Origin of the sequence: Sulfobacillus thermotolerans, assembly GCF_039623705.1 — a bacterium.
GTDB classification, from domain to species: domain Bacteria; phylum Bacillota; class Sulfobacillia; order Sulfobacillales; family Sulfobacillaceae; genus Sulfobacillus; species Sulfobacillus thermotolerans.
This window is the reverse complement of sequence record NZ_CP133983.1, coordinates 2,740,511-2,762,002: the sequence shown is the minus strand read 5'-3', so window position 1 is coordinate 2,762,002 and position 21,492 is coordinate 2,740,511. Positions and strand designations below refer to the sequence as shown.

General features: G+C 52.2%; 32 protein-coding genes and 2 pseudogenes. 3 read left to right on the top strand and 31 right to left on the bottom strand.

Features of this window, described 5'->3' with window-relative positions; all coding sequences use genetic code 11:
• Positions 1-9: 9 nt before the first annotated feature.
• Positions 10-168 carry a DUF2197 domain-containing protein gene (locus ORD20_RS14485; RefSeq protein WP_242968485.1) on the bottom strand — a complete coding sequence of 53 codons (159 nt, stop codon included), beginning with the start codon at positions 166-168 and terminating at the stop codon, positions 10-12.
• A 54-nt stretch (positions 169-222) separates the two neighbouring features.
• On the opposite strand from ORD20_RS14485, the gene ORD20_RS14480 reads away from it, so the two are divergent.
• Positions 223-1,335: a hypothetical protein gene (locus ORD20_RS14480; RefSeq protein WP_103375406.1), complete on the top strand. Its 1,113-nt coding sequence runs from the start codon at positions 223-225 to the stop codon at positions 1,333-1,335.
• On the opposite strand, the gene ORD20_RS14475 is transcribed toward ORD20_RS14480, so the two are convergent.
• Together ORD20_RS14475 and ORD20_RS14470 are read right to left on the bottom strand one after the other, a co-directional pair.
• Entirely contained in the window at positions 1,301-2,269 is a 969-nt protein-coding gene (locus ORD20_RS14475) for a nicotinate phosphoribosyltransferase (protein WP_242968500.1), read from the bottom strand. The two genes, ORD20_RS14480 and ORD20_RS14475, sit on opposite strands and share 35 nt — an antisense overlap.
• Entirely contained in the window at positions 2,247-2,783 is a 537-nt protein-coding gene (locus ORD20_RS14470) for a pseudouridine synthase (protein ID WP_430626292.1), read from the bottom strand. The genes ORD20_RS14475 and ORD20_RS14470 overlap by 23 nt, the downstream gene beginning before the upstream one ends.
• Before the next feature lie 253 nt (positions 2,784-3,036).
• Here ORD20_RS14470 and ORD20_RS14465 point away from each other — a divergent pair, with 253 nt between their 5' ends.
• Positions 3,037-3,570, top strand: a complete 534-nt coding sequence (locus tag ORD20_RS14465; RefSeq protein WP_103375403.1) for a spore maturation protein — start codon at positions 3,037-3,039, stop codon at positions 3,568-3,570.
• Positions 3,571-3,589: 19 nt separating this feature from the next.
• Here ORD20_RS14465 and ORD20_RS14460 read toward each other — a convergent pair whose 3' ends face one another.
• The 3 genes from ORD20_RS14460 to ORD20_RS14450 are packed head-to-tail and all read right to left on the bottom strand — an operon-like array spanning position 3,590 to position 5,408.
• A complete protein-coding gene (locus ORD20_RS14460; RefSeq protein ID WP_430626291.1) occupies positions 3,590-4,105 on the bottom strand; it encodes a nucleoside recognition domain-containing protein in 516 nt (171 codons plus the stop codon).
• Positions 4,105-5,151 (bottom strand): hypothetical protein, encoded by a 1,047-nt coding sequence (locus ORD20_RS14455; protein ID WP_430626290.1) that lies wholly within the window; start codon positions 5,149-5,151, stop codon positions 4,105-4,107. The genes ORD20_RS14460 and ORD20_RS14455 overlap by 1 nt, the downstream gene beginning before the upstream one ends.
• 5 nt (positions 5,152-5,156) lie before the next feature.
• Positions 5,157-5,408, bottom strand: a complete 252-nt coding sequence (locus tag ORD20_RS14450) for a hypothetical protein (protein WP_146039035.1) — start codon at positions 5,406-5,408, stop codon at positions 5,157-5,159.
• 180 nt (positions 5,409-5,588) lie between these two features.
• Between ORD20_RS14450 and ORD20_RS14445 the strand changes: the two genes are divergently transcribed.
• The gene (locus ORD20_RS14445; RefSeq protein WP_146039034.1) at positions 5,589-5,810 is read left to right on the top strand and encodes a hypothetical protein; all 222 of its coding nucleotides are present in this window, start codon (positions 5,589-5,591) and stop codon (positions 5,808-5,810) included.
• 88 nt (positions 5,811-5,898) lie between these two features.
• Here the strand turns inward: ORD20_RS14445 and ORD20_RS14440 are convergent, their stop codons facing one another.
• The 25 genes and pseudogenes from ORD20_RS14440 to ORD20_RS14320 form a co-directional block, all read right to left on the bottom strand.
• The gene (locus tag ORD20_RS14440) at positions 5,899-6,036 is read right to left on the bottom strand and encodes a transposase (RefSeq protein ID WP_207654660.1); all 138 of its coding nucleotides are present in this window, start codon (positions 6,034-6,036) and stop codon (positions 5,899-5,901) included.
• Positions 6,029-6,337, bottom strand: coding sequence for a transposase (locus tag ORD20_RS14435; RefSeq protein ID WP_369825242.1), 309 nt, complete (start codon positions 6,335-6,337; stop codon positions 6,029-6,031). The genes ORD20_RS14440 and ORD20_RS14435 overlap by 8 nt, the downstream gene beginning before the upstream one ends.
• Positions 6,338-6,470: 133 nt before the next feature.
• Positions 6,471-6,983, bottom strand: coding sequence for a 4-phosphopantoate--beta-alanine ligase (locus ORD20_RS14430; RefSeq protein WP_430626289.1), 513 nt, complete (start codon positions 6,981-6,983; stop codon positions 6,471-6,473).
• A 10-nt stretch (positions 6,984-6,993) separates the two neighbouring features.
• The gene (locus ORD20_RS14425; protein ID WP_146039033.1) at positions 6,994-7,218 is read right to left on the bottom strand and encodes a hypothetical protein; all 225 of its coding nucleotides are present in this window, start codon (positions 7,216-7,218) and stop codon (positions 6,994-6,996) included.
• Between the two features lie 36 nt (positions 7,219-7,254).
• Positions 7,255-7,500 (bottom strand): hypothetical protein, encoded by a 246-nt coding sequence (locus tag ORD20_RS14420; RefSeq protein WP_430626288.1) that lies wholly within the window; start codon positions 7,498-7,500, stop codon positions 7,255-7,257.
• Positions 7,501-7,579: 79 nt separating this feature from the next.
• The gene (locus ORD20_RS14415; protein ID WP_103375396.1) at positions 7,580-9,199 is read right to left on the bottom strand and encodes a DEAD/DEAH box helicase; all 1,620 of its coding nucleotides are present in this window, start codon (positions 9,197-9,199) and stop codon (positions 7,580-7,582) included.
• On the bottom strand, positions 9,196-10,029 hold the full coding sequence (locus tag ORD20_RS14410; RefSeq protein WP_103375395.1) for a DNA primase: 834 nt from the start codon (positions 10,027-10,029) through the stop codon (positions 9,196-9,198). Before ORD20_RS14410 ends, ORD20_RS14415 begins: the two co-directional genes overlap by 4 nt.
• Complete coding sequence (locus ORD20_RS14405; RefSeq protein WP_430626287.1) at positions 10,029-10,565, bottom strand: hypothetical protein; 537 nt, start codon at positions 10,563-10,565, stop codon at positions 10,029-10,031. Before ORD20_RS14405 ends, ORD20_RS14410 begins: the two co-directional genes overlap by 1 nt.
• Positions 10,562-11,299, bottom strand: coding sequence for a Ku protein (locus ORD20_RS14400; protein ID WP_242968483.1), 738 nt, complete (start codon positions 11,297-11,299; stop codon positions 10,562-10,564). The genes ORD20_RS14405 and ORD20_RS14400 overlap by 4 nt, the downstream gene beginning before the upstream one ends.
• Positions 11,300-11,341: 42 nt before the next feature.
• The gene (ytfJ, locus tag ORD20_RS14395; RefSeq protein ID WP_103375524.1) at positions 11,342-11,797 is read right to left on the bottom strand and encodes a GerW family sporulation protein; all 456 of its coding nucleotides are present in this window, start codon (positions 11,795-11,797) and stop codon (positions 11,342-11,344) included.
• A 25-nt stretch (positions 11,798-11,822) separates the two neighbouring features.
• Positions 11,823-12,389: a hypothetical protein gene (locus tag ORD20_RS14390; RefSeq protein ID WP_103375392.1), complete on the bottom strand. Its 567-nt coding sequence runs from the start codon at positions 12,387-12,389 to the stop codon at positions 11,823-11,825.
• Positions 12,390-12,405: 16 nt separating this feature from the next.
• Positions 12,406-12,681: an SMC-Scp complex subunit ScpB gene (locus ORD20_RS14385; RefSeq protein WP_430626286.1), complete on the bottom strand. Its 276-nt coding sequence runs from the start codon at positions 12,679-12,681 to the stop codon at positions 12,406-12,408.
• Positions 12,682-12,683: 2 nt separating this feature from the next.
• Positions 12,684-13,364: a hypothetical protein gene (locus ORD20_RS14380; RefSeq protein WP_146039032.1), complete on the bottom strand. Its 681-nt coding sequence runs from the start codon at positions 13,362-13,364 to the stop codon at positions 12,684-12,686.
• A 14-nt stretch (positions 13,365-13,378) separates the two neighbouring features.
• Positions 13,379-14,380, bottom strand: a complete 1,002-nt coding sequence (gene trpS, locus ORD20_RS14375) for a tryptophan--tRNA ligase (protein WP_103375389.1) — start codon at positions 14,378-14,380, stop codon at positions 13,379-13,381.
• Positions 14,381-14,448: 68 nt separating this feature from the next.
• On the bottom strand, positions 14,449-15,768 hold the full coding sequence (lysA, locus tag ORD20_RS14370) for a diaminopimelate decarboxylase (RefSeq protein ID WP_103375388.1): 1,320 nt from the start codon (positions 15,766-15,768) through the stop codon (positions 14,449-14,451).
• A 428-nt stretch (positions 15,769-16,196) separates the two neighbouring features.
• Entirely contained in the window at positions 16,197-16,670 is a 474-nt protein-coding gene (locus ORD20_RS14365) for a hypothetical protein (RefSeq protein WP_103375387.1), read from the bottom strand.
• Positions 16,671-16,719: 49 nt separating this feature from the next.
• Positions 16,720-17,967, bottom strand: a complete 1,248-nt coding sequence (locus tag ORD20_RS14360) for a spore germination protein (RefSeq protein ID WP_430626285.1) — start codon at positions 17,965-17,967, stop codon at positions 16,720-16,722.
• Entirely contained in the window at positions 17,957-18,169 is a 213-nt protein-coding gene (locus tag ORD20_RS14355) for a stage V sporulation protein AE (RefSeq protein ID WP_430626284.1), read from the bottom strand. Before ORD20_RS14355 ends, ORD20_RS14360 begins: the two co-directional genes overlap by 11 nt.
• Before the next feature lie 64 nt (positions 18,170-18,233).
• Positions 18,234-18,584 (bottom strand): stage V sporulation protein AE, encoded by a 351-nt coding sequence (gene spoVAE / locus ORD20_RS14350; protein WP_103375385.1) that lies wholly within the window; start codon positions 18,582-18,584, stop codon positions 18,234-18,236.
• A gap of 30 nt (positions 18,585-18,614) precedes the next feature.
• A pseudogene (locus ORD20_RS14345) lies at positions 18,615-18,659 on the bottom strand (hypothetical protein); the annotation flags it as partial.
• Between the two features lie 34 nt (positions 18,660-18,693).
• Positions 18,694-19,011, bottom strand: a pseudogene (locus ORD20_RS14340) (SpoVA/SpoVAEb family sporulation membrane protein); the annotation flags it as partial.
• Positions 19,012-19,154: 143 nt separating this feature from the next.
• A complete protein-coding gene (locus tag ORD20_RS14335) occupies positions 19,155-19,934 on the bottom strand; it encodes a SigB/SigF/SigG family RNA polymerase sigma factor (protein ID WP_103375382.1) in 780 nt (259 codons plus the stop codon).
• On the bottom strand, positions 19,924-20,370 hold the full coding sequence (gene spoIIAB, locus ORD20_RS14330; protein WP_173677086.1) for an anti-sigma F factor: 447 nt from the start codon (positions 20,368-20,370) through the stop codon (positions 19,924-19,926). The genes ORD20_RS14335 and spoIIAB overlap by 11 nt, the downstream gene beginning before the upstream one ends.
• 37 nt (positions 20,371-20,407) lie before the next feature.
• On the bottom strand, positions 20,408-20,740 hold the full coding sequence (locus ORD20_RS14325; protein ID WP_103375380.1) for an STAS domain-containing protein: 333 nt from the start codon (positions 20,738-20,740) through the stop codon (positions 20,408-20,410).
• 83 nt (positions 20,741-20,823) lie between these two features.
• Positions 20,824-21,489 carry a TraR/DksA C4-type zinc finger protein gene (locus ORD20_RS14320; RefSeq protein WP_103375379.1) on the bottom strand — a complete coding sequence of 222 codons (666 nt, stop codon included), beginning with the start codon at positions 21,487-21,489 and terminating at the stop codon, positions 20,824-20,826.
• Between the last annotated feature and the right edge of the window lie 3 nt (positions 21,490-21,492).

Sequence of the window (21,492 nt, the reverse complement as noted above, 5' to 3'; positions counted from 1 at the left end):
TCGGACATCCTACGATTTTTGGTTATCTTTCGCTTCGAGCTGAATTTTCTGTTGGCAGGCCCGACAGATATAGGGATGCTGGCTGCCATACTTTTGATTTTCAAACTCTTTCGTCCACGCAGCGATTTCTGTCACCGTTCCGCAAATCTGGCAACGCACTTGCATCATCTATCCCTCCTGCTTCATGATAGCAATGATAAAACTAGTCCTAGGGGGCGAATCATGTCTACACTAGTGTCTCTCGCATTGACGAATGTCACTAGAGAAATTGTTGATGAATATTTGGCACCATTCCCAACTAAACTTCTCCGCTACGCCCGGGACTACTTATATGAGGACCGCCTTATTCGTAAAATTGCCATGCCCGAACGGTTAATCGCTCAGCTACGAGGTTATAATGATACCTATCTCCCTCATTTTGAACTGTCAGCCTCCGGACCGCAAGGGGGCTGTAATTGTGGCCATTTCCAGCCGTGCGCCCATTTTACCGCACTTTTGCTGGCTTTTCGCGACCATTCCGAACAATTCGTATTTCCTCCCTATGGCCTCTATCACGCCGTGAAGAATATCTGGCCACTCGTCTTTGAAGAGACAAGTCTGACACAATTTATTCCTGATCCGATCCCCCATTGGATGTTACCGCAGCCTTTAGTCCCTCAGGCGAGCTGGTCACCCCCATCCCTTGATCGCGTGGTGCGGCAGCCATCCTTGTTAGCTGATGTCCATCCCTCGTGGTTAACCCGTCCCGATATAGAAGAGACTATCAGGCACTGGGATACGGTCCTAATGCAAAAAGCCGGCGCCGTATTTTGGATCGCCTTATGGGCATATAATCCCTACTTGCCGCTGGAGTCTGTCTTCCAGGTTATTGGGAGTCAATTACCACCCGCGCAACCCTTTATTTTAGAAACCTTGTGGACGAAAAGGCCGATTGCACTCCCCGTAGAGCGCCAGGTCCTAGCCACCCACCGACTGCTAACCTTGTTGGGCCAGATTCCAGATACTCCCATGATGTGGCTGTGGAATCAATTTCCCGAGGCGGATCCGTTATACCTCGAACGCGCCCGCCTGCTCATGAACGGCAATCAACCTGACAAGGCGATTCGTTTGCTTGAGTCGCATTGGCCAGATACCAAAGAGGCCCAACACACCGTCCGACAGGCATTAATTTCCTGGTTGCCTGTGCCTGATCAGTTACCTTACCGCATCGCGGATTGTCTCGACACCGGTTCCGTATTGGAACTCGAAGCGCTCCAAACCCTGCTGTCTCCCGAGGCTTGGCACGATCTTGCCCAACACTTTAATCACCGGTGGCGCCCGTCTGCCGACGCTTAAGTGAGGGTGAGGGCGTAAGACCAGGAATACGCCCGCGTTTGGCAACCGGTTTGCCGTTAATCTCTTTGAGATCCATCGTCATATCTAACGGACTTGCAGCAGCAATGTAACTGCCAATGCCAAAGCCGGTCACCCCTGCCTCCACTAATGGCCCTACGCGCGCGGGGGTCAAGCCTCCTGAAACAAAAATCCCGACATGCCCGTAGCCCTTTTGGCTTAGCCGCGCTCTCACTTCGCGAACCAATTCTGGCGTTACCCCACCCCGTTCCCGAGGCGTATCCAAGCGAATAGCGGCGAGCTTGCTGCCCAACGCCTCGGCCACGCGAAGGGCCTCTTCGGCCTCGTCCTTAAAGGTATCAACAAGGACAACCCGCGGCGCGTTAGGGGGCATCAACGCATCATAAGCTTGAGCCGCTTTCACGGTATCTCCTGCCATTAACAACAAGGCATGAGGCATGGTGCCTGAGGGAATTTCTCCGGCTTGACGAGCGCCTAAGATGCTACTCGCACCTTGAGCTCCTCCCACCATGGCAGCCCGGTCCATAACGGAAGCTACAGCCGGATGGACATGGCGAGCGCCGAACGACACGACCGGTACTGGCTTGGCTGCTTCCACAATTTCGTGTGCAGCAGTGGCCCAGCCTGACGATGCTGCTAAAATTCCTAACAGGGCGGTTTCATATAAGCCAAAAACCCCATATTGGCCTGTAATGCGCATGACCACCTGTTTGGCTGAGACCATACTCCCCTCGTCTAACGCATCGACCGTAACATTCAATGGTGCAAGCATCGTCAACGCTTCTTCTACCCCAGCGAGAACGCCGGCGTGATTCGCGAAAATTTCTGCTGTCACCACCTCGTCACTTAACCCGAGCTCGTGGAGAATTTGTTGGGTGCCAACAAAATAGACATCAGCGGTGAGGCCGGCCTGAATTTCCTCGGGTGTTGCTGACCGAATGCCGCGTTTTGGGGGTTGATATTGCTGGACGGCTTGAACGCTTGCTACGACTTCTCGTAAATCCTGATCCGCTCTCATTACTATCGTCATCCCTTCGGTGCATTGCATAACGCGCTGGCGGCTTCTCGACCAGACTGTACAACATTTTAACTTCTCGGTGTGTGAGCGGGCGCGTTCGTCCCTCTTCCAATCCTTCTATCGAAAGGGGACCAAAAGCCACGCGGCGCAATTCGAGGACGGGGTGGCCAATGGCCTCAAAAATTCTCCGCACTTCCCGCTTTCTTCCTTCTGTCAGCGTCAAGCGAAGAAGCGTCCGGTCATTAGCCTTCTCGCTACGAATAATTTGAACGCTTTGGGGGCGAGCAACCCCATCATCTAATTCGATTCCGTGCTCGATTCGCGCCACATGATTGCGTCCGGGAATCCCTTTAATCCAGACTTCGTAAATCTTCGGTACATGGTAGGAGGGGTGCATTAAACGGTGCGCCAAATACCCATCATTGGTGACCAAAATCAGACCGGATGTATCACGATCCAGACAACATAGGCAGCAACGGCTTTAGGAGGTTCCGGCAAAACCAGACCCAGTGCTGCTAAACGCTCGGATAAACGTCCCATAATACCCCCCAATCATGCTTGTCACTGTTTCAACATATCTTTTCCCAGAGCCCAGCGGTGCACCCTGGATTTTCCGAATTAGTATACCAGGTTGTCCCAACCATTTCGACAAGGAGGCCAAAGCTATGATCGCATTCATTGAAACCATCTCAGAATGGGCCATCCCGTTCTTAATTGGATTCATCCCCCTCTACGGTTGGATTAAAGGGGTGAAGGTTTACGAGGTGTTTGTCGAGGGCGCCGAGGAGGGGTTTCGTATGGCCGTGCGCATGATTCCATTCTTGGTGGGCATTTTAGTCGCCCTCAATATCTTCGAATCATCTGGCGCACTGGACGCCGTCATTCATTTCCTCTCCAAGCCCTTAAATTATTTAGGAGTTCCCGCTCCGGTGGTTCCATTGTTGCTCGTGCGCCCCTTGTCTGGCGGCGCTGCGTTGGGCATTACCACTGGACTGTTGCACCACTATGGGCCAGACTCCTTTGTTGGGCGCCTGGCCTCAACGGTTCAAGGTAGTACGGATACGACGTTCTATGTCATTACCTTATACTTCGGATCTGTTGCCATCAAGAAAATCCGTTACGCGCTAATCGTCGCACTGATTGGCGATGCCGCTGGGTTTATCGCCGCCGTCTTTATCTCTCATCAACTCTTTCATTAGAAAACCTACAACAGAAAACCTACAACGATTGCTTGTCGTTCCAGTGACGAAAGAGCCTCTCTGCCACAATCGCGACAACACAAGCCACGCTGGTGGCAAATATGGTGGGGCCGACAATCTCTGTAGGATTGCGGGATCCCGCCGCTACTCGTAACGCAATCACGGTAGCCGGTATTAAATTGATAGACGCGGTATTGATCGCTAAAAAGGTAATCATATTGGCGGACGCGACATCCTTCTGCGGATTCAGTTCTTGGAGTTCCTCCATCGCCTTGAGGCCAAAGGGCGTCGCAGCCCCTCCCATCCCGAGAATATTGGCCGCCATATTCATCAGCATGCTGCCCATAGCAGGATGATCTTTAGGAATGCCAGGAAAAAGCCGCGAGACTAACGGCGCCAATAATCGCGAAAACGCGCGCATCAACCCCGATTCTTCCGCAATCTTAGCCATTCCTAACCACAAGGCCATAATGCCAATAAATCCGAAAGCGACCTCCACCGCTTTTTCACTTCCGGTGACAATTGCTTGCGTCATTAGGAGTTAGCCCTAAAGACACTTCGGCGGTGGGAAGCTGAAGGCCAGATTGAGCCGCCTCTACACCTCCCTTGGAGGGCAAAAGCATCGAGTGATGCAGCGCGCTTACCACGAGCCCTCCCACAATGAGGATGAGCCACACAACATTGACCATTACGCTTGCCCCCGCAAGACAACGTATTCGCCTGAGTGCTTTGCGAGACGATCCATCCCGTTTGACCGAAGAACTTTACACTAAGGGGATGAATGGTCGAGGGAACGGCGGAAACGTCTTGCCATGTGTGACCGCCCGTCGCGGTGTGGTCCAATTGCACCTGATGCCCTTTCGCGACAATGTCCCACCCATTTTGCGATGTGATCCAGTCCAGAGAGACCACAGATGCATTAGCACAGGTCCAAATAGGGGTCCATGAGGCTCCGCGAGTCGTCTTGTAAAGCACAGCATAGTGATGGTATTTGACGATGTTCTGAGCGCCGATATACGGCACATTTACGGTGGTAGACAGGTAGCCCACGCCATCGACAAAGGTCGGTGATTGAAAGGCCTCCAAGGAGGCATGCAGTTGTGGTCGAGGATTGTTCATCGCTTTAGGAGGCACCCAGTTCGGGAGGGGTAGTGCCACCGGACTCCACGACGCGCCGCCGTTCGTAGAGTCCATCAGGGCAGGGGAGCTAGCGCCGTCAGAGATTGCCCATGCGCGAGTGGAGGATATCCACGCAACGGCCGCGAATGCCCCGTGAGCGGTGGTGTAGACAGGGGCGGATGAAACATGACCTTGAGAAATGGTCCACAGGGCTTGCGGGCCTGTTTGCATGCCCACAGGACCCGACAACAGCACCGATCCAAACGAGCCATCCGCCGAGTTGGTGGTGACATTCACTTGAGCCTGAACCACAGGCCATGGCGCATTGAGTTGATGTGTTGCCCAGTGTACACCACCGTCGTCAGTATAGCTGAGGATGACATCACGAGCCCCTTCTTTTGTACCCACCCAAGCGGTTTTCGCATTGACGGCATCCATTGTCAGGATGGTTGGAGATTTCAATACGATTACCCATTTTTTCCAGATGTCGTGGTCCGGAAAATTTGATTCGATGAGCTGGCCCATCCCGTGGCGCGACTGACCATAACGATAGTTTTCGCCTTTTCTAATGGAGATGCTCCCGTCACTGCGGCTTTGGATGCCCTGTGATTTTGCGCAGGAATCGGAGGGGAAGCGTCTTGGATTCCGCATCCTGATAATACCGCGCCCCCCAGTATCACTAAGGCACCAAGCGGTACCACGAACAGGTTCTGTGTCATACCACTACACCTTCCTACGTGCGGCTTTTGTAATGTCTATTCACTAGAACGACAGACGGAGCCCTGCGGTTCCGCACTGAGAAGGACACGGCCGCAGACCGACATCCGCGACGGGTATCATGATCGAAGGGAGGGAGCGCAATCAGCTGGCCTATGTTTGGCACCACCACGGGGGCTGTTATGATCGTCCATGCGGTCCTCTTTGTGACCCGCCGACTGTTTCCCCATGCACCGATGACCATGGTCGCGCTGGTGACCGCCGAAATCATCGTGTGGGGATACGGGAGCTTGACTTCCGGGTGGTCTATCACCCGCATGCTGTTGTGGACGAGTAACGGTCTGATTGTGAAACGGCTATCCAATCGGTGGTGTCTCGGGGGTAAGCCGGGCCGTTTGCATTGAACATAAAGCCCGCGCATTCCCCTTCTTAGGCGATAGCCAAGAGGGGGTCAAGCGGGCGGCGGCCTTCTGGCGCCTTGCGGAGTTTTTCTTACGTCCCTTGGGCTGCGACATAGCGCTTCACGGTATCCAAGGATGCCCCTCCGACACTCCCCACGTAGTAGGCCCGTTGCCAAAAGGATGGTTTCCCATAAAGCTGGCGCAAATGTTCGGCGAACCGGTTACGCATAATGGCGACTACTCGCGGATTTTAAGTTGTTGATCAACACGGAGATATTGAGGGCGGGATGGACGCCCACCAGTAGATGGACATGATCCGCTCCCCCCCCCCGAATTCTATTAGGGTACAACGCCAATCCTGCTCGAGCCTTTACAAGAAGCGTTCGCAGAAATCCTGGATGACAGCGTCCCGGCGAAAAAAGGATCCCAGAACTAGAAAAAAGCGTACCGTAAAGGAGTGGGTCAAGGCCATTTCGGGAAGCGAGGTTCCGTCGCCGGAAGGAGACCCGGGAGAATGCCCAAGTCGGCATTCTCCCAACGGCACACGCTCCCGGATGGACTCTAGCGCCACGGTGGGGACGTCGGTTGCGGGCCCATCGGCAGAGAGCGAACAGTAAGTGAAAAACCCACAGGTCTAAGGATGTCTAGGTTTTTCGGAGCCGGTTAATACAACATTGTCAATAAGACGAGCCTTGCCAATCTGAGCTGCCAAAGCTGACCCAAAAAAAAAAACGCCATATCCGGCTGGATTATATTGAATAGTTTGGCCACTACCGTGCACACCCCTTCAAAGTGTCCTGGCCGGTGCAGCCCACACATTGTTCCGGTCATCCGTGGAATCGATACAATAGTCCAACTAGGACCCGTCGGATACATTTCTTCTACGCTTGGCGTAAACACGACCGTGCCGGGATACGCCGATAACAACTCCATATCGTGGTCCAGAGTCCTTGGATAGCGCCCGTAATCTTCATGGGGCCCAAATTGCATGGGATTGACAAAAATACTGACAATGACTTGCTCACAACGATCCCACGCTGCCTTAACCAACGCCAAGTGCCCTTGATGCAAAGCCCCCATGGTCGGCACAAGCGCCACCCGCTGGGGGTGGCGCCCAACTTCTTGGCGAAACGCGCGTAGTTCCGCCACCGTTTTTATCTGTCTAACCTGATTCACGATATCTTCTTCAACTCCCTAAATCAACCTGTCCGGTATCATCCAGCAGTAATTTAATTTGACGAATCATGTATTCCTCACTGACGGCGCCTTCAAACGACACTGACCTTGCAGGATCCTTGGTCGTCAGTACGGTTTTCGGTACCGAATACACGGATTCTTGGTCCGCCCATTCTAGAAATTCGTTCGCGTCTACTGATTCAGCGCGGACCCTCACAGGGTTGGCCAACGCCATCTGATGTACCAGGCGAACTGCCCGGGGACAATGAGGTCACGTGGGCGTGACAAAGACTTGCATCGTAATATCGCGTTCCAAATTGCGAATGTAATGAAGCGATTTCTCCCGCAATCGGTGCAGCAGATCCGGCATCAAACCGACCACTTCGGAGAGAATCCCCTGGGCATGCTGGCTCCATTCTTGATCCGGATTGATAAACAGCTCCAGATGCACGGGAAATTTCAGGTCCCGAAACATCTCGGCCAATGTTTGACGATCACGGTCACTTAAAAACGCCATATTGGACACCCCCTTTCTTAGCCGCAAGGGACAATAGCTACCTGCAATCCTATGACCTCTGATTGGAGATATTTTCTCTTTAGTGTACTGATTCCGTGGTTGTTTGGCTACTACGGCTCGTTCCAGATTCCACGCCACTATCAGGCCATGATAAGCGGCGCCGCACAGCAAGAAATTCTTGTCCCAAAGCGTCTAGACGCGTTTCGATCTCTTGACGGTCATCTTCCCAGAAAAAGATATCAAGCAGCCGCTTTTCAAGACTCCCGCGGCGCTCCATGTGGCGCAAGATAACGTCAATCTCGCCAATAACATGGCGAAACAAATCAATTTTCTCATGCAAGAGGTGCAATATGTGTTCTTCAATCGTATCTACTGTAAAGAGATTATAGATTTCAACCGGATGTGTTTGCCCCAGACGATGAATGCGCCCAATGCGCTGCTCAATCCGCATGGGATTCCACGGCAAATCAAAGTTAATCAACTGATGACAAAACTGCAGATTCAGCCCTTGCCCCCCTGCCTCTGTTGAAACTAACACATGATCGCCTTCCTCAAACCAACGAATCAAGCGGTCACGTTCTGTGCGGCGCAAGCCGCCATGAAAAGGTTGCGCCGCGACGCCGGATTCCTGCAAAAACTGAACCAACGCTAATTGCGTCGCGCGGTACTCCGTAAACACCAAAAATTTCCCGCCTAACGCGCGAATCACATCGACCACCGCTTGCATTTTGGCCGGCATCCCTACGGAACGGGCCAACGCCAACAACTCCTGCTGGCGTTGGCCAAGCCACTCCGCAGATTCCAATGTCGGCATTAAGGCATGCGGCGAAGAACATAATTCGCGTTGAAGCGTAATCAGGGGCAAGACCGTTTCATTCCCTTGCATTCGGTGCCGATATTCAGTTTTGAGGGCCTGGGTCATCGTGTCATATAAATGCCGCTCGGCATCGGTAAGCCTAATAGGCCAAAGGGTCACTTCGCGAGGCGGAAGCTCCAGGCCCACATTCTGGCGCTGATTACGCACCATCACCTCGGCCAAAAGTTTTCTCAGCGCTCGGGCATTCTTCGGCGTGCGCTTATCTAAAATAAATTGCCGATAAAAGCGCAAGTAACTGCCAAATTTTCCTGGCTTCACCAAATTGACAAGATTGTAAAGCTCGGTCAATTCATTCTCCATTGGAGTAGCGGTGAGCAAAACCATAAATTTCGCGGTCAATCCCTGGACGAGTTGATAGTTGAGGGTTCGGGTATTTTTCAGATGGTGGGCCTCATCGACGATAACCAAGTCCCACGGCACATATTGCAATTGTTGATATAACGGAGCGCGTTTGGCTTGATCGATGGATAACACCCAGAGCCAGCCGGTATCATGGGCATCATGCAACGCTGTCCAACCAAACTTTTGCTCCAGTTCGGCAATCCATTGGGTAATCAGCCCCGCGGGAACCAATACGAGCACATGGTTGATAATTTGGCGGGCCTTCAGTTCCGCAATAATAAGCCCCGCCTCAATGGTTTTGCCTAATCCGACCTCATCAGCTAAGATAGCACGTCCTTCTAATTGATTGACCACAGTCAGGACACTGTCAATCTGATACGCATGAAGGTTTAAGCCCTTGTTCACAAAGGGTTCTAGCGTCGGCCAGGATACCAAATGCTGTACCAAATGTTCCAAGGGTACGGGTTTTTTTCGTTTCATCCTATGTCCCCCGCCATGTGGTCTACATGAATTCCGCCTCGGCTTAGAACCTGCACAAGAGGAATCGCTGGCACCAAAGAAAACAAATCTCCTTCACGTCGCAGCCTCTTTGATACCCTCTCCATCGTCCAATGCGTGGCGGGATAGTGCAAATCGTCGGGCTGTAAGGGACAAGACACGGTCCCCGGTTCCTCAGACCGTACGGAATAGACCCCAATCATTGTCCTCCCAGGACCGTTTTGCAAATAATCTAAGTACATCTTGTTCTGCCTTTTCGCTTTTAATCGCTCCACCGTAAACACCTCCGGATAGGTCTTAACGGCAATAGACGCGAGCGCCTTGATGGCAGCCATCACACGTCCTGGATTTTCCGGTTCAATACGTATAAAAAAGTGCAAACCGCGCCGGCCGGAGGTCTTCAAGGCATGCGGCACGTGCAACATGTCCAACAAGGTTTGAATAATCCGCGCGGCTTGCATCAACGGGGTCCATTCGCTACCGGGTGGATCCAGGTCAATTACGGCCCAATCGTGCTCGTTTGGCGCTGTCAACGTGTTAAGCGGCACATGCCATTCAATCGTGCCACGGGCAGCCCACCAGATCAGCTGTTCCACCGTATCGACTGTAATGGGTTGGGTGCTATTTCCCTCGGGATGTCTTTGAAAGAAATGGGGGCCCCCTAGCCCGTGCGGCCAGCGCACCATGGTCAGCGCGCGGTTACGATAATACGACAACAATACCGGTCCCACGGCCGCATAATACTCGACTAATTGGCGCCGGGTCACGCCGCTACCAGGAAATATGATTCGTTCCGGATGGGGAATATCCATTACCGCCTCCACCTTCTTATGCGGCCATGACGCATGCGCCCCGTATCTGTTAACATGCGGTACGACACCTCCGCATGAAGAGGAGGTTTCAGCGGTACCATATCGGCCGACGTTTGCTGGAGTTCTTCGGGTACCGACCATGAACGAGGCGCCGGCAACAACCCAAGGGGTAATTGCGTTTCGGCCGACACAATAGCCCATAACCAGCCCCCGTGGTGCTTCCTACGCGACACATAAGGCACAAGAGCCCACTGTCGATATTCTGCGAGAAACTTTTGCCAAAACCGAACCCGTTGGCCCGGATGATCCGCATCTAAGACCATGGGAAACGGCAAAAACGTCCCCGCATCTTGCAGATCAGGAAATTGTGTGAGCAAATCATGCCCTTGACGGGAATACAAGCGCAATGTTCCATTCCAATGAATCTGGCATCGATAGCCATCCCACTTCACTTCATAAATCCACTGGGAGTCATCAAATGGCTCTTGGGCGGTGACAGCCAGCATCGGCGGAACAAAAAATCCCGGTTCTCTCATGCTTGGTGTTCACGCTGCGTTCTTTGTTCCACAGAGGCACGCAATTGTTCCATCAAAGACAGCACCTCTTTTGTGACCCTCGCATCGGGTGCCGGTTGCGCGTTTGGTGCCAGCGCCTCAATGCGTTCCAAAAGTTCACGACGCGCTAAGTTGGGATAATTCTCCTCGACAAACGGCTCTTGCATCTGCGTGACTAACATCTTGGCCATATCCCGTTCTTTTTCTGAAATGACGGCCGTGGTCTGTCCAAAGGTTCTCCCTTCTTCGCGCAAACTTTCCGGAAAGTAGAGGCTATGCAACATTAACACGTGAGGCGGAACCGGGCGTATCACTGACAACGAAAACTTTTGTCGCAAAGTCATTGTAGCCAGCCCTACCGTCCTTGTTTCCTGCAAGGTATCGGTCAATAAACGGTACGCTTTTTCTCCGCCGGGTAACGGCTTAACCCAGTACGCCTGTCGATACAGCACGGGGTCAATTTCTCCCAACTGGTGAAAGCTGACCAGGTTAATGGTGCGATCAGCGGAAGTCTGGGAATCCTCATCCGGTTGCAAAATCACATAGCGTCCATCGGGAAGTTCCACTCCACGTACAACGTCATCAGGCTGGACGTCGACATCGCATACGGGACAATGTTTGCGGTACTGAATCCGGGACCCACAGACCACATGCAACAAATGCATCGTAATCTTGTCATCATCCATCGCTTTATACAGTTGAATCGGAATGGCCACCAACCCAAATCCTATAATCCCTTTATATAAACTTCTCACGACTTAAGCCATGGTGTGGGGATCCACCAACGTCGTATGGTCCTTAGACGGTGAGGAATCTGACGATTTACCCAAAAGATGCTGGATTTGATCAATGAGCTGCGGAACATTATTGACCAAGGACTCGAGCACATCGCCCCGGTCTACCGACAATAACCGCACATTGTCCCCATGAGCCACTAAAAACCCGACCGGATGGACCGTCACACCAGCTCCACTGCCGCCACCAAAAGGGTGGCCTGGGGTGTCGGATTCTCGCTTCCAATATTCGCCTCCCCCTGCCGCAAACCCAAATGATACTCGCGAAACCGGAATAATTGTACCCCCATCTGGTGTCTGCACAGGTTGCCCCACAACGGTATTGACATCAATCATGCCTTTAATGGATTCCATCGCGGTCTTCATCAAACCTTCAATGGGATGGCCTTCACCATAGCCCGAATTCGTATTGTTTGTCATCGCCGTGTCCATCATCTCACTCCCTTTATTGTTGACGCTGCTTATAAAACCCCAGAGAGTCGCTGATCGTCCCGATCAGCGCCTTGGTCATGTCAACGGGTCGAAACCGAACCGTAGCACGAATATGTGCCGTAAGGCCTATCTGGTCCCATAAGGGATAGACTCCATATTCCGGCCAGCTCTCACATTGCGGTGCTATGCGCAAGCTTACCCAAGGCCCTATCACATTATTCAAAAACCCTACGAGCAACGCAGTGCTCGAGGCCTCATTGACACCTAGATGTACCACACAGGAAAACTTTTCTACGGTTGTGCTGTCCCATAGCTTGCGCACGAAACGCGAATAGACTTTTAGGAATTTCACACCCCGATGGACTTTTTTGGGGTCAAATCCCGTCATCGGCTTTACATGCTGGGCAGGGGTCATAGGCACCGTCCAGGCGTACCGGCTGCGCCACGCCAGAAATTGGCCCGTATAGGCCATCGCCCACGAGCGCCCACGCCCGGTCACTTCAATGGTGGTGGTAATATTGGCAAATCCTACGAGAACCAAGACGGCTACCAAGAGTCCGCCCACTACGACGCCCCACATAAAAAAACCCCCTCTTCTAGAGTGGGGCATTTATGTCCAAAATATACCAAGCTTTAAGAATTTGCCATAATCGCAAAAATTCATCTAAATCGGGGGCTGTGGCTAAGCGGTAACGGCCTGCCACCGTCTGAACAGTCAAGCTCGATCCCGTGGACGCCAACTTATTGGCTAAACTCGTGACAAGCTTTGGGACCTCGTCATCTGAGACAGCAAGCCATAACCCAATTTGCTCGACAGACACGGGTTCTGGCTGCAAAAACAGCAGAGCTTCCAATACGCGCACAAGATCCATGCTCATGTTCCCTCTTTCACTTCGCACAACCACATTTCCTCAAAGGGCATTTCTTGGATTACCGTCAGGCGGTTTTGATGCCATAAGTGCACCACTGCTAAAAAAGTTCCAACCACTTCATGAGGTGTGTGCGATTGGACCACCTCACCAAATGAAACGCCATCTACGGCCTGATGCACTTTTTCCCAGACACGGTGAATACGGCGCTCCAACGGGTCTTCTTCAGCCGCGACATGATGCAAGGCCGGCACGGTCTTACGTGTTCGAAGATGAGGCCATGAAGCTATTAGCTTGGCGACGCTGGCACCTTTGACAGGATGATACACGTCCATCGCATCCTCAGACACTAACCGCTCATGATAACGCTGAGCAAGACGCAATGCCTCTTGCAACTGGCTCACACCCTCGCTTAGCCACAGCATGTCAGCCGGATCGTCCACAACGCTCTCTATCTCATCGTCTTCCGGTTCATCTTGAGGCAAGACCAAATCCGATTTTCGGCGAATGATCCAGGCCGTGACCGGCGCTTCATCACTGACCGTGTACAAATCAGCGGCCTCGCGCCATCGTTCCGATATCGCTTGCACCAAGTGTACAAGGTGCAGTTCCCGCGCTAACATAGGCATCCGCCGAACTTTCACCGCCAACGCATGGATATCTCCCTGCCAATGCGTCTTTGGCAAGACATCTTCCGGTATCACTCGAGGGTGGTCAGATGCATTGCGTCTTTAACCAAGGACAACGTCTCTTGCGCCGCTTCTCTGGCCTTGATGGCCCCTTGATGAAGAATTTCCTGCACCTGCTCCGGTTGATGTTCCCACCGCACACGTTCCTCACGGATAGGGTCAAGACGTGCATTGATTTCCCCGGCTAGTATCGCCTTGCAATCAACACAGCCAATCTGCGCGGAACGGCAAGCAACATCTATTTCACTAACACGCTCTGGTGCGGTAAAGACCTTATGCAAACTGAATACGGGACACACATCGGGATGGCCAGGGTCCGATTTTCGAATCCGAGCCGGATCTGTCATCATCACCCGGATTTTTTGGGAGACATCATTAGCACTTTCACCCAAGGCTAAGGTGTTTCCATAACTCTTACTCATCTTCTTGCCATCCAGACCGGGTAAGACTTTAGCCTCAGTCAAGATCGCCTCCGGCTCAGGCAGCACTTCTCCATAGAGCCCATTAAAGCGTCGAACAATTTCCCGCGTTAATTCCACATGGGGTACCTGATCTTGTCCCACAGGAACCTTGCGCGCACGGTAAAGCAAAATATCCGACGACATTAGCACGGGATAACCAAGAAAGCCATAGGTATGGATGTCTCGTTGGGCTAATTCTTTCAGTTTCTCTTTATAGCTAGGCACGCGCTCTAACCATCCTAACGGCGTGATCATGCTTAAGAGCAGATGGAGTTCCGCGTGCTGCGGCACATCCGACTGCCGAAAGATAATCGACCGATGGGGATCCAATCCCGCCGCCAGCCAATCGACCACCATTTGGAAGACCAAACCCGGCAAAGCGCTGGTATCGTGGTAGCCGGTCGTTAAAGAATGGTAATCAGCCACCATAAAATAGGACTCATAGACGTCTTGCATCGCTACCCAATTCTCTAAGGCGCCTAACCAGTTTCCAATGTGCAATGCCCCCGACGGCTGCATGCCCGATAACACGGTGTCTCTTGTCGTTGTCATTCCCCTCACCTACGGTCCCCTTTTCTAATATCGCGTTCTCCTATTGGCATGGACCTTGCACATGGCTTTTAGCGCCACAGACCTTCTTCAGGATCCTGCCATGGTAAATCGTTGTGCGCCATGTCTTCGTAGCTTTCCCGTTTGACCCATAAGGAGGCCTGACCGTTATAGACTAAGACGACAGCGGGGCGTGGCACCCGGTTATAATTTGACGCCATCGCAAAATTATAGGCACCGGTTCCAAAAACCACCACGTAATCCCCTGGTTCTATAGGTGGCAGCGGAATATCTTTGACAAGAATGTCTCCGCTCTCGCAATAGCGCCCGGCAATGGTGTATAACGCCCGGTCCTCAGGATTTTTTCCGTCAACTTGGGCCGTATAGGACGCTTGATACAAGGCGGGACGGATATTGTCCCCCATTCCTCCATCCACGGCCGCATAACGTTTCCCACCAGGAACCGTTTTGGTCGCCCCCACTTGGTAAATGGTCACCCCAGCCTCCGCAACAATGGCGCGGCCCGGCTCAATAAATACTGTGGGCACCGCATAACCGTGAGGTGTCATCCGCTGCATGGCATCATTCACCCGCGCCAAAATTCGTGACACTTGGGGCGGATCATCATCTGGGCCATATTGCACACCAAAACCTCCGCCAATATCGACGACTTCTGGCCAATAATGATAACGCTCCAACGCGTCGTGCATAAATTCCATCAGTCTTTGTGCATTATGCACAAAAGGGTCTTCATCAAAGATTTGGGAACCAATATGGGCATGAAACCCTTTGAGCTCGAGATAAGGGAGCGTCAAAGCTCGCTGTAAAGCCACTTCATGAATACCGTCTTGCATGGCAAAGCCAAATTTCGAATCAAATTGCCCTGTTTGAATGAAGGCATGGGTATGGGCCTCGATTCCAGGGGTCAGCCGTAATAAAATCGGTGCAGGCTTGTCCACTTCTTTAGCAATCCGGCTTATTGCTTCCAGTTCCGCTAAGGAATCGACAACAAAGTACCCCACGCCCCGTAATAGGCCAAAACGAATTTCCTCATCGGTCTTCACATTGCCGTGAAAGATGATGCGGGAGGGGTTCATCCCCCCTTCTAACGCCGTATAAAGCTCACCACCCGATACGACATCCAAGCCCATATGCTGCTGCTCCAAGAAACCTGCCATCGCTTTGGTCAGGAAAGCCTTTCCTGCATAAAAAGCTTGTCCCGGAGGATTCATATCCTGGAGGGCTTGTTGGAAGCTGCGTATACGGTGTCGTAAGGTCTCATAGTCGAGTACATAAAGGGGCGTGCCAAACTCTTGTGCTAACTGCCTAATTGGCAGTCCTCCAATAGAAATGTGATAACGGTCATCGATGGTATAGGTATCAGGAAACAATCCAATCCTCCTCGCGGACGGCATATTTGTTGTTAGCCTAACATTCAAGCCCTTCGTGGTCAACAATTTAGAGCCGTCCGGACCCTTGTCATTAGGAGCGAGCATTGCTTTGACCCCAGATCGAGTAGGAGGGGGCGTCTCTCCCCCGACCTCTCACACCACCGTACAAGCACGTCCGCATACAGCGGGTTATGAAGATTGACGCAGATATCGATATTGCTCCGTAACGCTCTTAAGCCAGGCCTGTGTGAAATATGCCGTGTCGAGCGCGTTATTGAGGTTTCGAGTATTGCCCACGGTCCTCGCCATGACGTGCACCCATTGCTCGGGCACATTCCATATCCGAAGCTCCCGGTAGCGTGTGCGTACCCGTTTCCATTGCGTCCACAGGCAGAGGCCTGCCATCAATGCGTTCACAACGGACTTCATCACATAGACGTTAGAACCGTCGCGTAGCGAACGAAGCGATGCCCCCGTTTCGTGAGTTCTCGGTCGAAGTCATCCAAGAGGATATGGGCCAGCAGCGGAGTCAATGGCCCCCCTGTTGGGTGCCTTCCACGTTCCGTACGACGACTCCGTGGATTCACACTCTGGCTTCGAGGAAGCGCCGCATAAGACGTCGGCGACTCGCGTGCCACACGCGCCATGAGCATGTCATGGTTCGCGTGGCCAAAGACGGCCTTGAGCTCGATGTCGACCGCCCATGTAACCGTCCCGGATGTGAGCTTGGGCTTGCCACAGGACTTTGCGGCAGGCCTTATATGCAATTCGTGTTCCTCAGGGTCGAGATTTTGCCGCGAGCTTCCTCCAGATTCCGCCTCACGGCGGATACCCTTGCTGTTGGCTAACGGTGGTGTGTCACCAACCCCGTTCCGGACTTTCCCCGTAGAGAAACCGCCCATGCCGGGCGCACTCAAAAGAAGTCGGCCAAAAGGGCCGACTTCCTAGGCTTTAACGGGGCTTTGGTCGACGATGGGTCGGATCATGCGGCAACGTCAACGACGGACGCATCACTTTACGATTGAGGGGTTTGCGCACAAATTCCGCTCCCAACGCCCTGCCAATGGCTCCAAAAAAGCCCATGGACTGAGTAAGGGGATCGGGACTAAATGTCAGGGCTAACCGTAACAAATCCACCCCAATTTCTGCCCCGACGAGCTGCCAGAATACGGGCACCTCGGTTACCGCGGGATGAATAAGAACCTGCCAACCGTCCGGTAATACCGTATGCGAAGCAAGCAACGCATACCATAAAGGTGGGCCAAACCATGATAACGCGACCCCTAAAAACCGTACCCATTTTAGATAGGTGCCAATCATAACGTCTTCGTGATATTCTTCGACGGACTGCAAAAACGAGAAGAATGTCACCGGTAAAATCATTGCATTGGGTGACGTGTCAATCATGACGAGAACATGGCCTTCAGTAAGGTGCTCTGCCGCAACGTCAGGACGTTCGGTAAAACGACTATTTGGAAAAGGATTCCACCATGGCTTGCGGATAATCCATTCCTGTAAAGCTTTTTCCGACATGGTCAGCGCATCCACATCAACATGCTTAATCCGTTCCCGAATCTGCTTCACAAAAAAATCATTGGCGATATCTTTGATGAACATAATGGCCACATCCGCTTGGGAACGGCGTCCGACTTCATGAATCTCGATCCGCAAGTTCGGATCGCGAAGACGTCGGCGAATCATGATGGTGTTAAAGACTAGCGTTTCGACAAATCCATCTTTGGGTCCTCGGAGCACACGTTCCATCGACGGCTCCGAAGGCGTCCGGTCGGGATATTTTCGGACGTCAAGCACAATGGCGTGGCTAATGCCATCGACCAGCAGTGCCGCTGGCCCGGCCAAAATCTGATCAGCCGTTTTGTCCAATTGCGTTTCGGGCGTGATTTCAATGAAAGGGATTTTTCGATTCAACAAGCGCTGTAACCGTGGATGCGTAAGTTGATCATCCGGGGTTTTGAACAGTTCCTGCATAATCAACGTTAAGTTCGTCTGACTAACAAATGAATCCAGATAGATTAAGGCAACATTACGGGCCCCAATTTTAAATTCCCGAACAATGAGATCAAAGGTTTCTTTATATCCTAAATAGTCCTTCAACCACTGCACGTTATGTTTGAGATCTTCAGAAACCTCTTCCGGCTTCACCGTACCTTGGCTTTTATGGACGTGCTCAACGGGCATGATACCCACTCCTTTGTAACACTTCTTCGAGTGCACGGCGGGTAGCCGGTACACCATGACCGATCGCATCATGCCCCCCCATTTTGCCCGGGTCCCCAAGCCCAATAATTGGTACATCACCCACATCATCAGCCAAAACGTCTACCGTATCACCATCCTGCGCTGGCTTCCTCGATCGCGTGGTAGGCTGTTTGGTCTCCATCCGTCACAATAATTATCGGTGTCTTTTTAGGCATCGTCGTTCCCCCTTGTCCAACCATTAATCGTTATACCTTCGGTTTAAAAACTAATGAGGCAGCCAACCCAAACAACACCGCAGCTTTAATTCCCCCGGCGGCCGCGGTGAGTCCTCCGGTTAACAGCCCCAAAACCCCTTTGGTCTTCACAGCTTCACCCACACCGGTGACTAGGGTATAGCCAAAGCCGGTTAATGGGACGGTCGCCCCCGCACCCGCAAAGGACACTAATTTCCCGTACAAACCCACGCCCCCTAAAACCGCGCCGATGACCACAAACAGTACCAACACGTGAGCTGGCGTCAACGGAAAGAGATCGAGAGTCAATTGCGCGATAACGCATAAGAGTCCCCCAATCACAAAAGCCCAGAAAAACATCATGACCGTCCCTCCTATTGAAATGACAGTGGCTTATGGATACTCGACCGATACCGCATGTGCGATACAAGGAATGCTCTCTCCTTGTTGATAAGTCGTGGGAGAAAACTGTAAACAATTTCGCTCCGACTCCTAAAACCAACCCTTCCGTACGAAATTCCATGGCTGGTGCGACCATCGCGTTAGCAAAGCCCGTGACCGGCAATGATCCCCCCATCCCGCCATACTTCACCACACGGTCGTACCATCCCAAACCCGTTAACAAGGCCCCCAATCCGATCATGACAACGGTAACTGGTGACGTCGCTTCCTTCGCTGACATTCCATGCTGCATGAAAAACCATTGAACGCCTTGCCCTACCTCACTAATAAATCCGCCAATAAAGAAGGCTAGCAAAACATTTTTCAGTAACGGTTTTTTAGGACGCATTTCTTGCGCCATCTTCTGATACTCTTGCATTTCATCAGTCTGGTGTTGCGATTTCGTAGCCATACGCTCCTCCTCACTGTGACAAAAAATACTCCTGGCGACCATGGAGGTCCAGGAGTAGTATGGGCTAATGGCTATTGACCTTATTCTCGTATGGGATTTGTTCCGCTGCTGCCTTCATGATCTGTCAATGCGGCTTTCATCCGGTCCAATGCGCGTCGTTCTAGTCGTGACACTTGCACCTGTGAAACCTTCAACTGCCGGGCGACTTCCGTCTGAGTGCGGCCTTCCACAAAGCGCGCTCGTAAGATAAAGCGCTCACGTTCGTCCAATGCACTAAAAGCTTGTCCTAACGCCATCTGTTCCAACCACTCGTTTTCTCCCAAACTATCCGTGATGACATCGCCCAAATGCTTTTCCGATCCGGTTGATGACTCGATGGTTTGATTCAGGGAGGCTGGCGGACGAACCGCCTCCATCGCTTCAGCAATATCGGACGGGTCAATATCCATCTTTTGCGCGACTTCGGCCGGAGTAGGATCACGTCCTAATTGTTGAGACAATAAGCCACGAACTTGCTCCACTCGCATTCCTAATTCGCGCAGGGAACGGGCCACCCGAATGGGCTGGTCATCGCGCATATGACGACGAATTTCCCCCATGATAAGAGGGACAGCATACGTAGAAAATTTTAGACCGCGGTCGACGTCAAACCGATCAATGGCTTTCAATAAACCAATAGCCCCCACTTGAAACAGGTCTTCGGGATCATATCCCCGTCCTTGGAACCGGTGTACTATATGCCAAATCAGGTTCCAATGTCTCTCTACCAGATCCCGTCGGGCGTTGGGATCTCCGGCTTGGGCTAAACGATATAATTGGGTATCGTCCTGGGGACCTGGCCAATGCCCTTCACTGGGCATCGCGGGATAACTCCCCTTGAATGGTCACAAATCTCTGCATCTCCACGCGGGTGCCCTGGCCCACCGTAGACTGCACGGTTAGTCCGTGCATAAACGATTCCATGAAAACAAACCCAAGGCCCATGCGCTCAGGATCAGTAGAATAAGACGCTTGCCGCGCCTGGTCCACATCATGGATACCGACCCCAAAGTCCTCGACCACAATAGTAATTTGCTGAGCATCTAGTGTACCCGAGAGTTCAACCCATCCATCAGTCCGGCCTTGATATCCATGAATTATGGCATTTGAGACCGCTTCAGATACCGCCACTTTGATTTCGTCAATGTCGTTTAACGAAAAGGCAGCTTGTCCTGCGAGCGCGGCAATGGCAACGCGAGCCAGTCCCACATTCTCCGGAACGGAAAGAAATCGCAAGTGTATGATGTTCGTCACCAATTTACTCCTCCTCATAGTTCGCGCCCATTCACAGTCCCTATCGTTGGTCTTTAACAACAGATCGTGTGGCATCCGTCACTGGCAAAAGGTCGGTGATGCCGGCGAGTTCTAATACCGCTTTGACCGACGGTCTGACTCCAACTAATGAAAATGGCCGATCACCCATTTTCCGAAAGCGCCCGAGAATCACACCGAGTCCCGATGAGTCGATAAACTCCACGTCCGAAAGATCTAAAACCAGCGCCTTATCCCGGTATCTTTCGAGTAATTCATCCAGAGCATCTCGCAGAGGCGCCGCACTCGTCAAGTCTAAATCACCGTTGACCGCCACTAAAATGCGGCGTCCTTGAACCGTGTGTACAATAGTCATAGAAGGCCTCCATTGTCAGCCAAATTTTTCCTGTTACTATCATACACGGCAGATAGCGCGAAATAAGGCGGCTTTTGGCCGCCTTATGAAGGATATTCGCTACTTTCTTCTTCCGTACTGCGCGCTTGCCGCTTCATTTTGACGCGAAGAGCATCCAGCAACGGCTCGCCATTCTCATCGACAATGGATTCGACTTGTTCGACAAATCCTACCGGTTCATCGAAACCTACATAGGTTTCATGATAGTCTACAGCGGGAGGCGTATCTTGCGGACTATTCGATGTCCCCCATTGCGCAATGCTTTGCCAAATATCCTCCCCATCTGTTGCCACATCCCCATGATGAATGTCATCGCGGTCCCCAAAGGGCATAGGCACCACCGGATGGTCGAGCGGTATGTAGGGAGGCTCGACAACTTTTTGACACGTGATGCAGTATATCGCCTCCGGCTTCGCCTTTAAACGTTCGGGTTCAATTGCCTGTTGACACCGATCGCAGATACCGTAACTACCTTCGGCAACTTTTTCTATGGCGCGAGTCACTTCGGCTTGTTGTTCGGCCAGCCCCCGCTCAATGCCCACGTCTAGTTCGCGGGCAGCTGTATCCGTAGCCAAGTCGGCAGGGTGATTGTCATAAGCGCTCAATGCGCCAACCGAGTCTGTTTCTTTGACCGACAATTGGCTTCGCAAGCGCACTAACATATTCTCCAATTGGCGTTGTACTGCTTGTAGGCGACCTATGGGATCCATCTT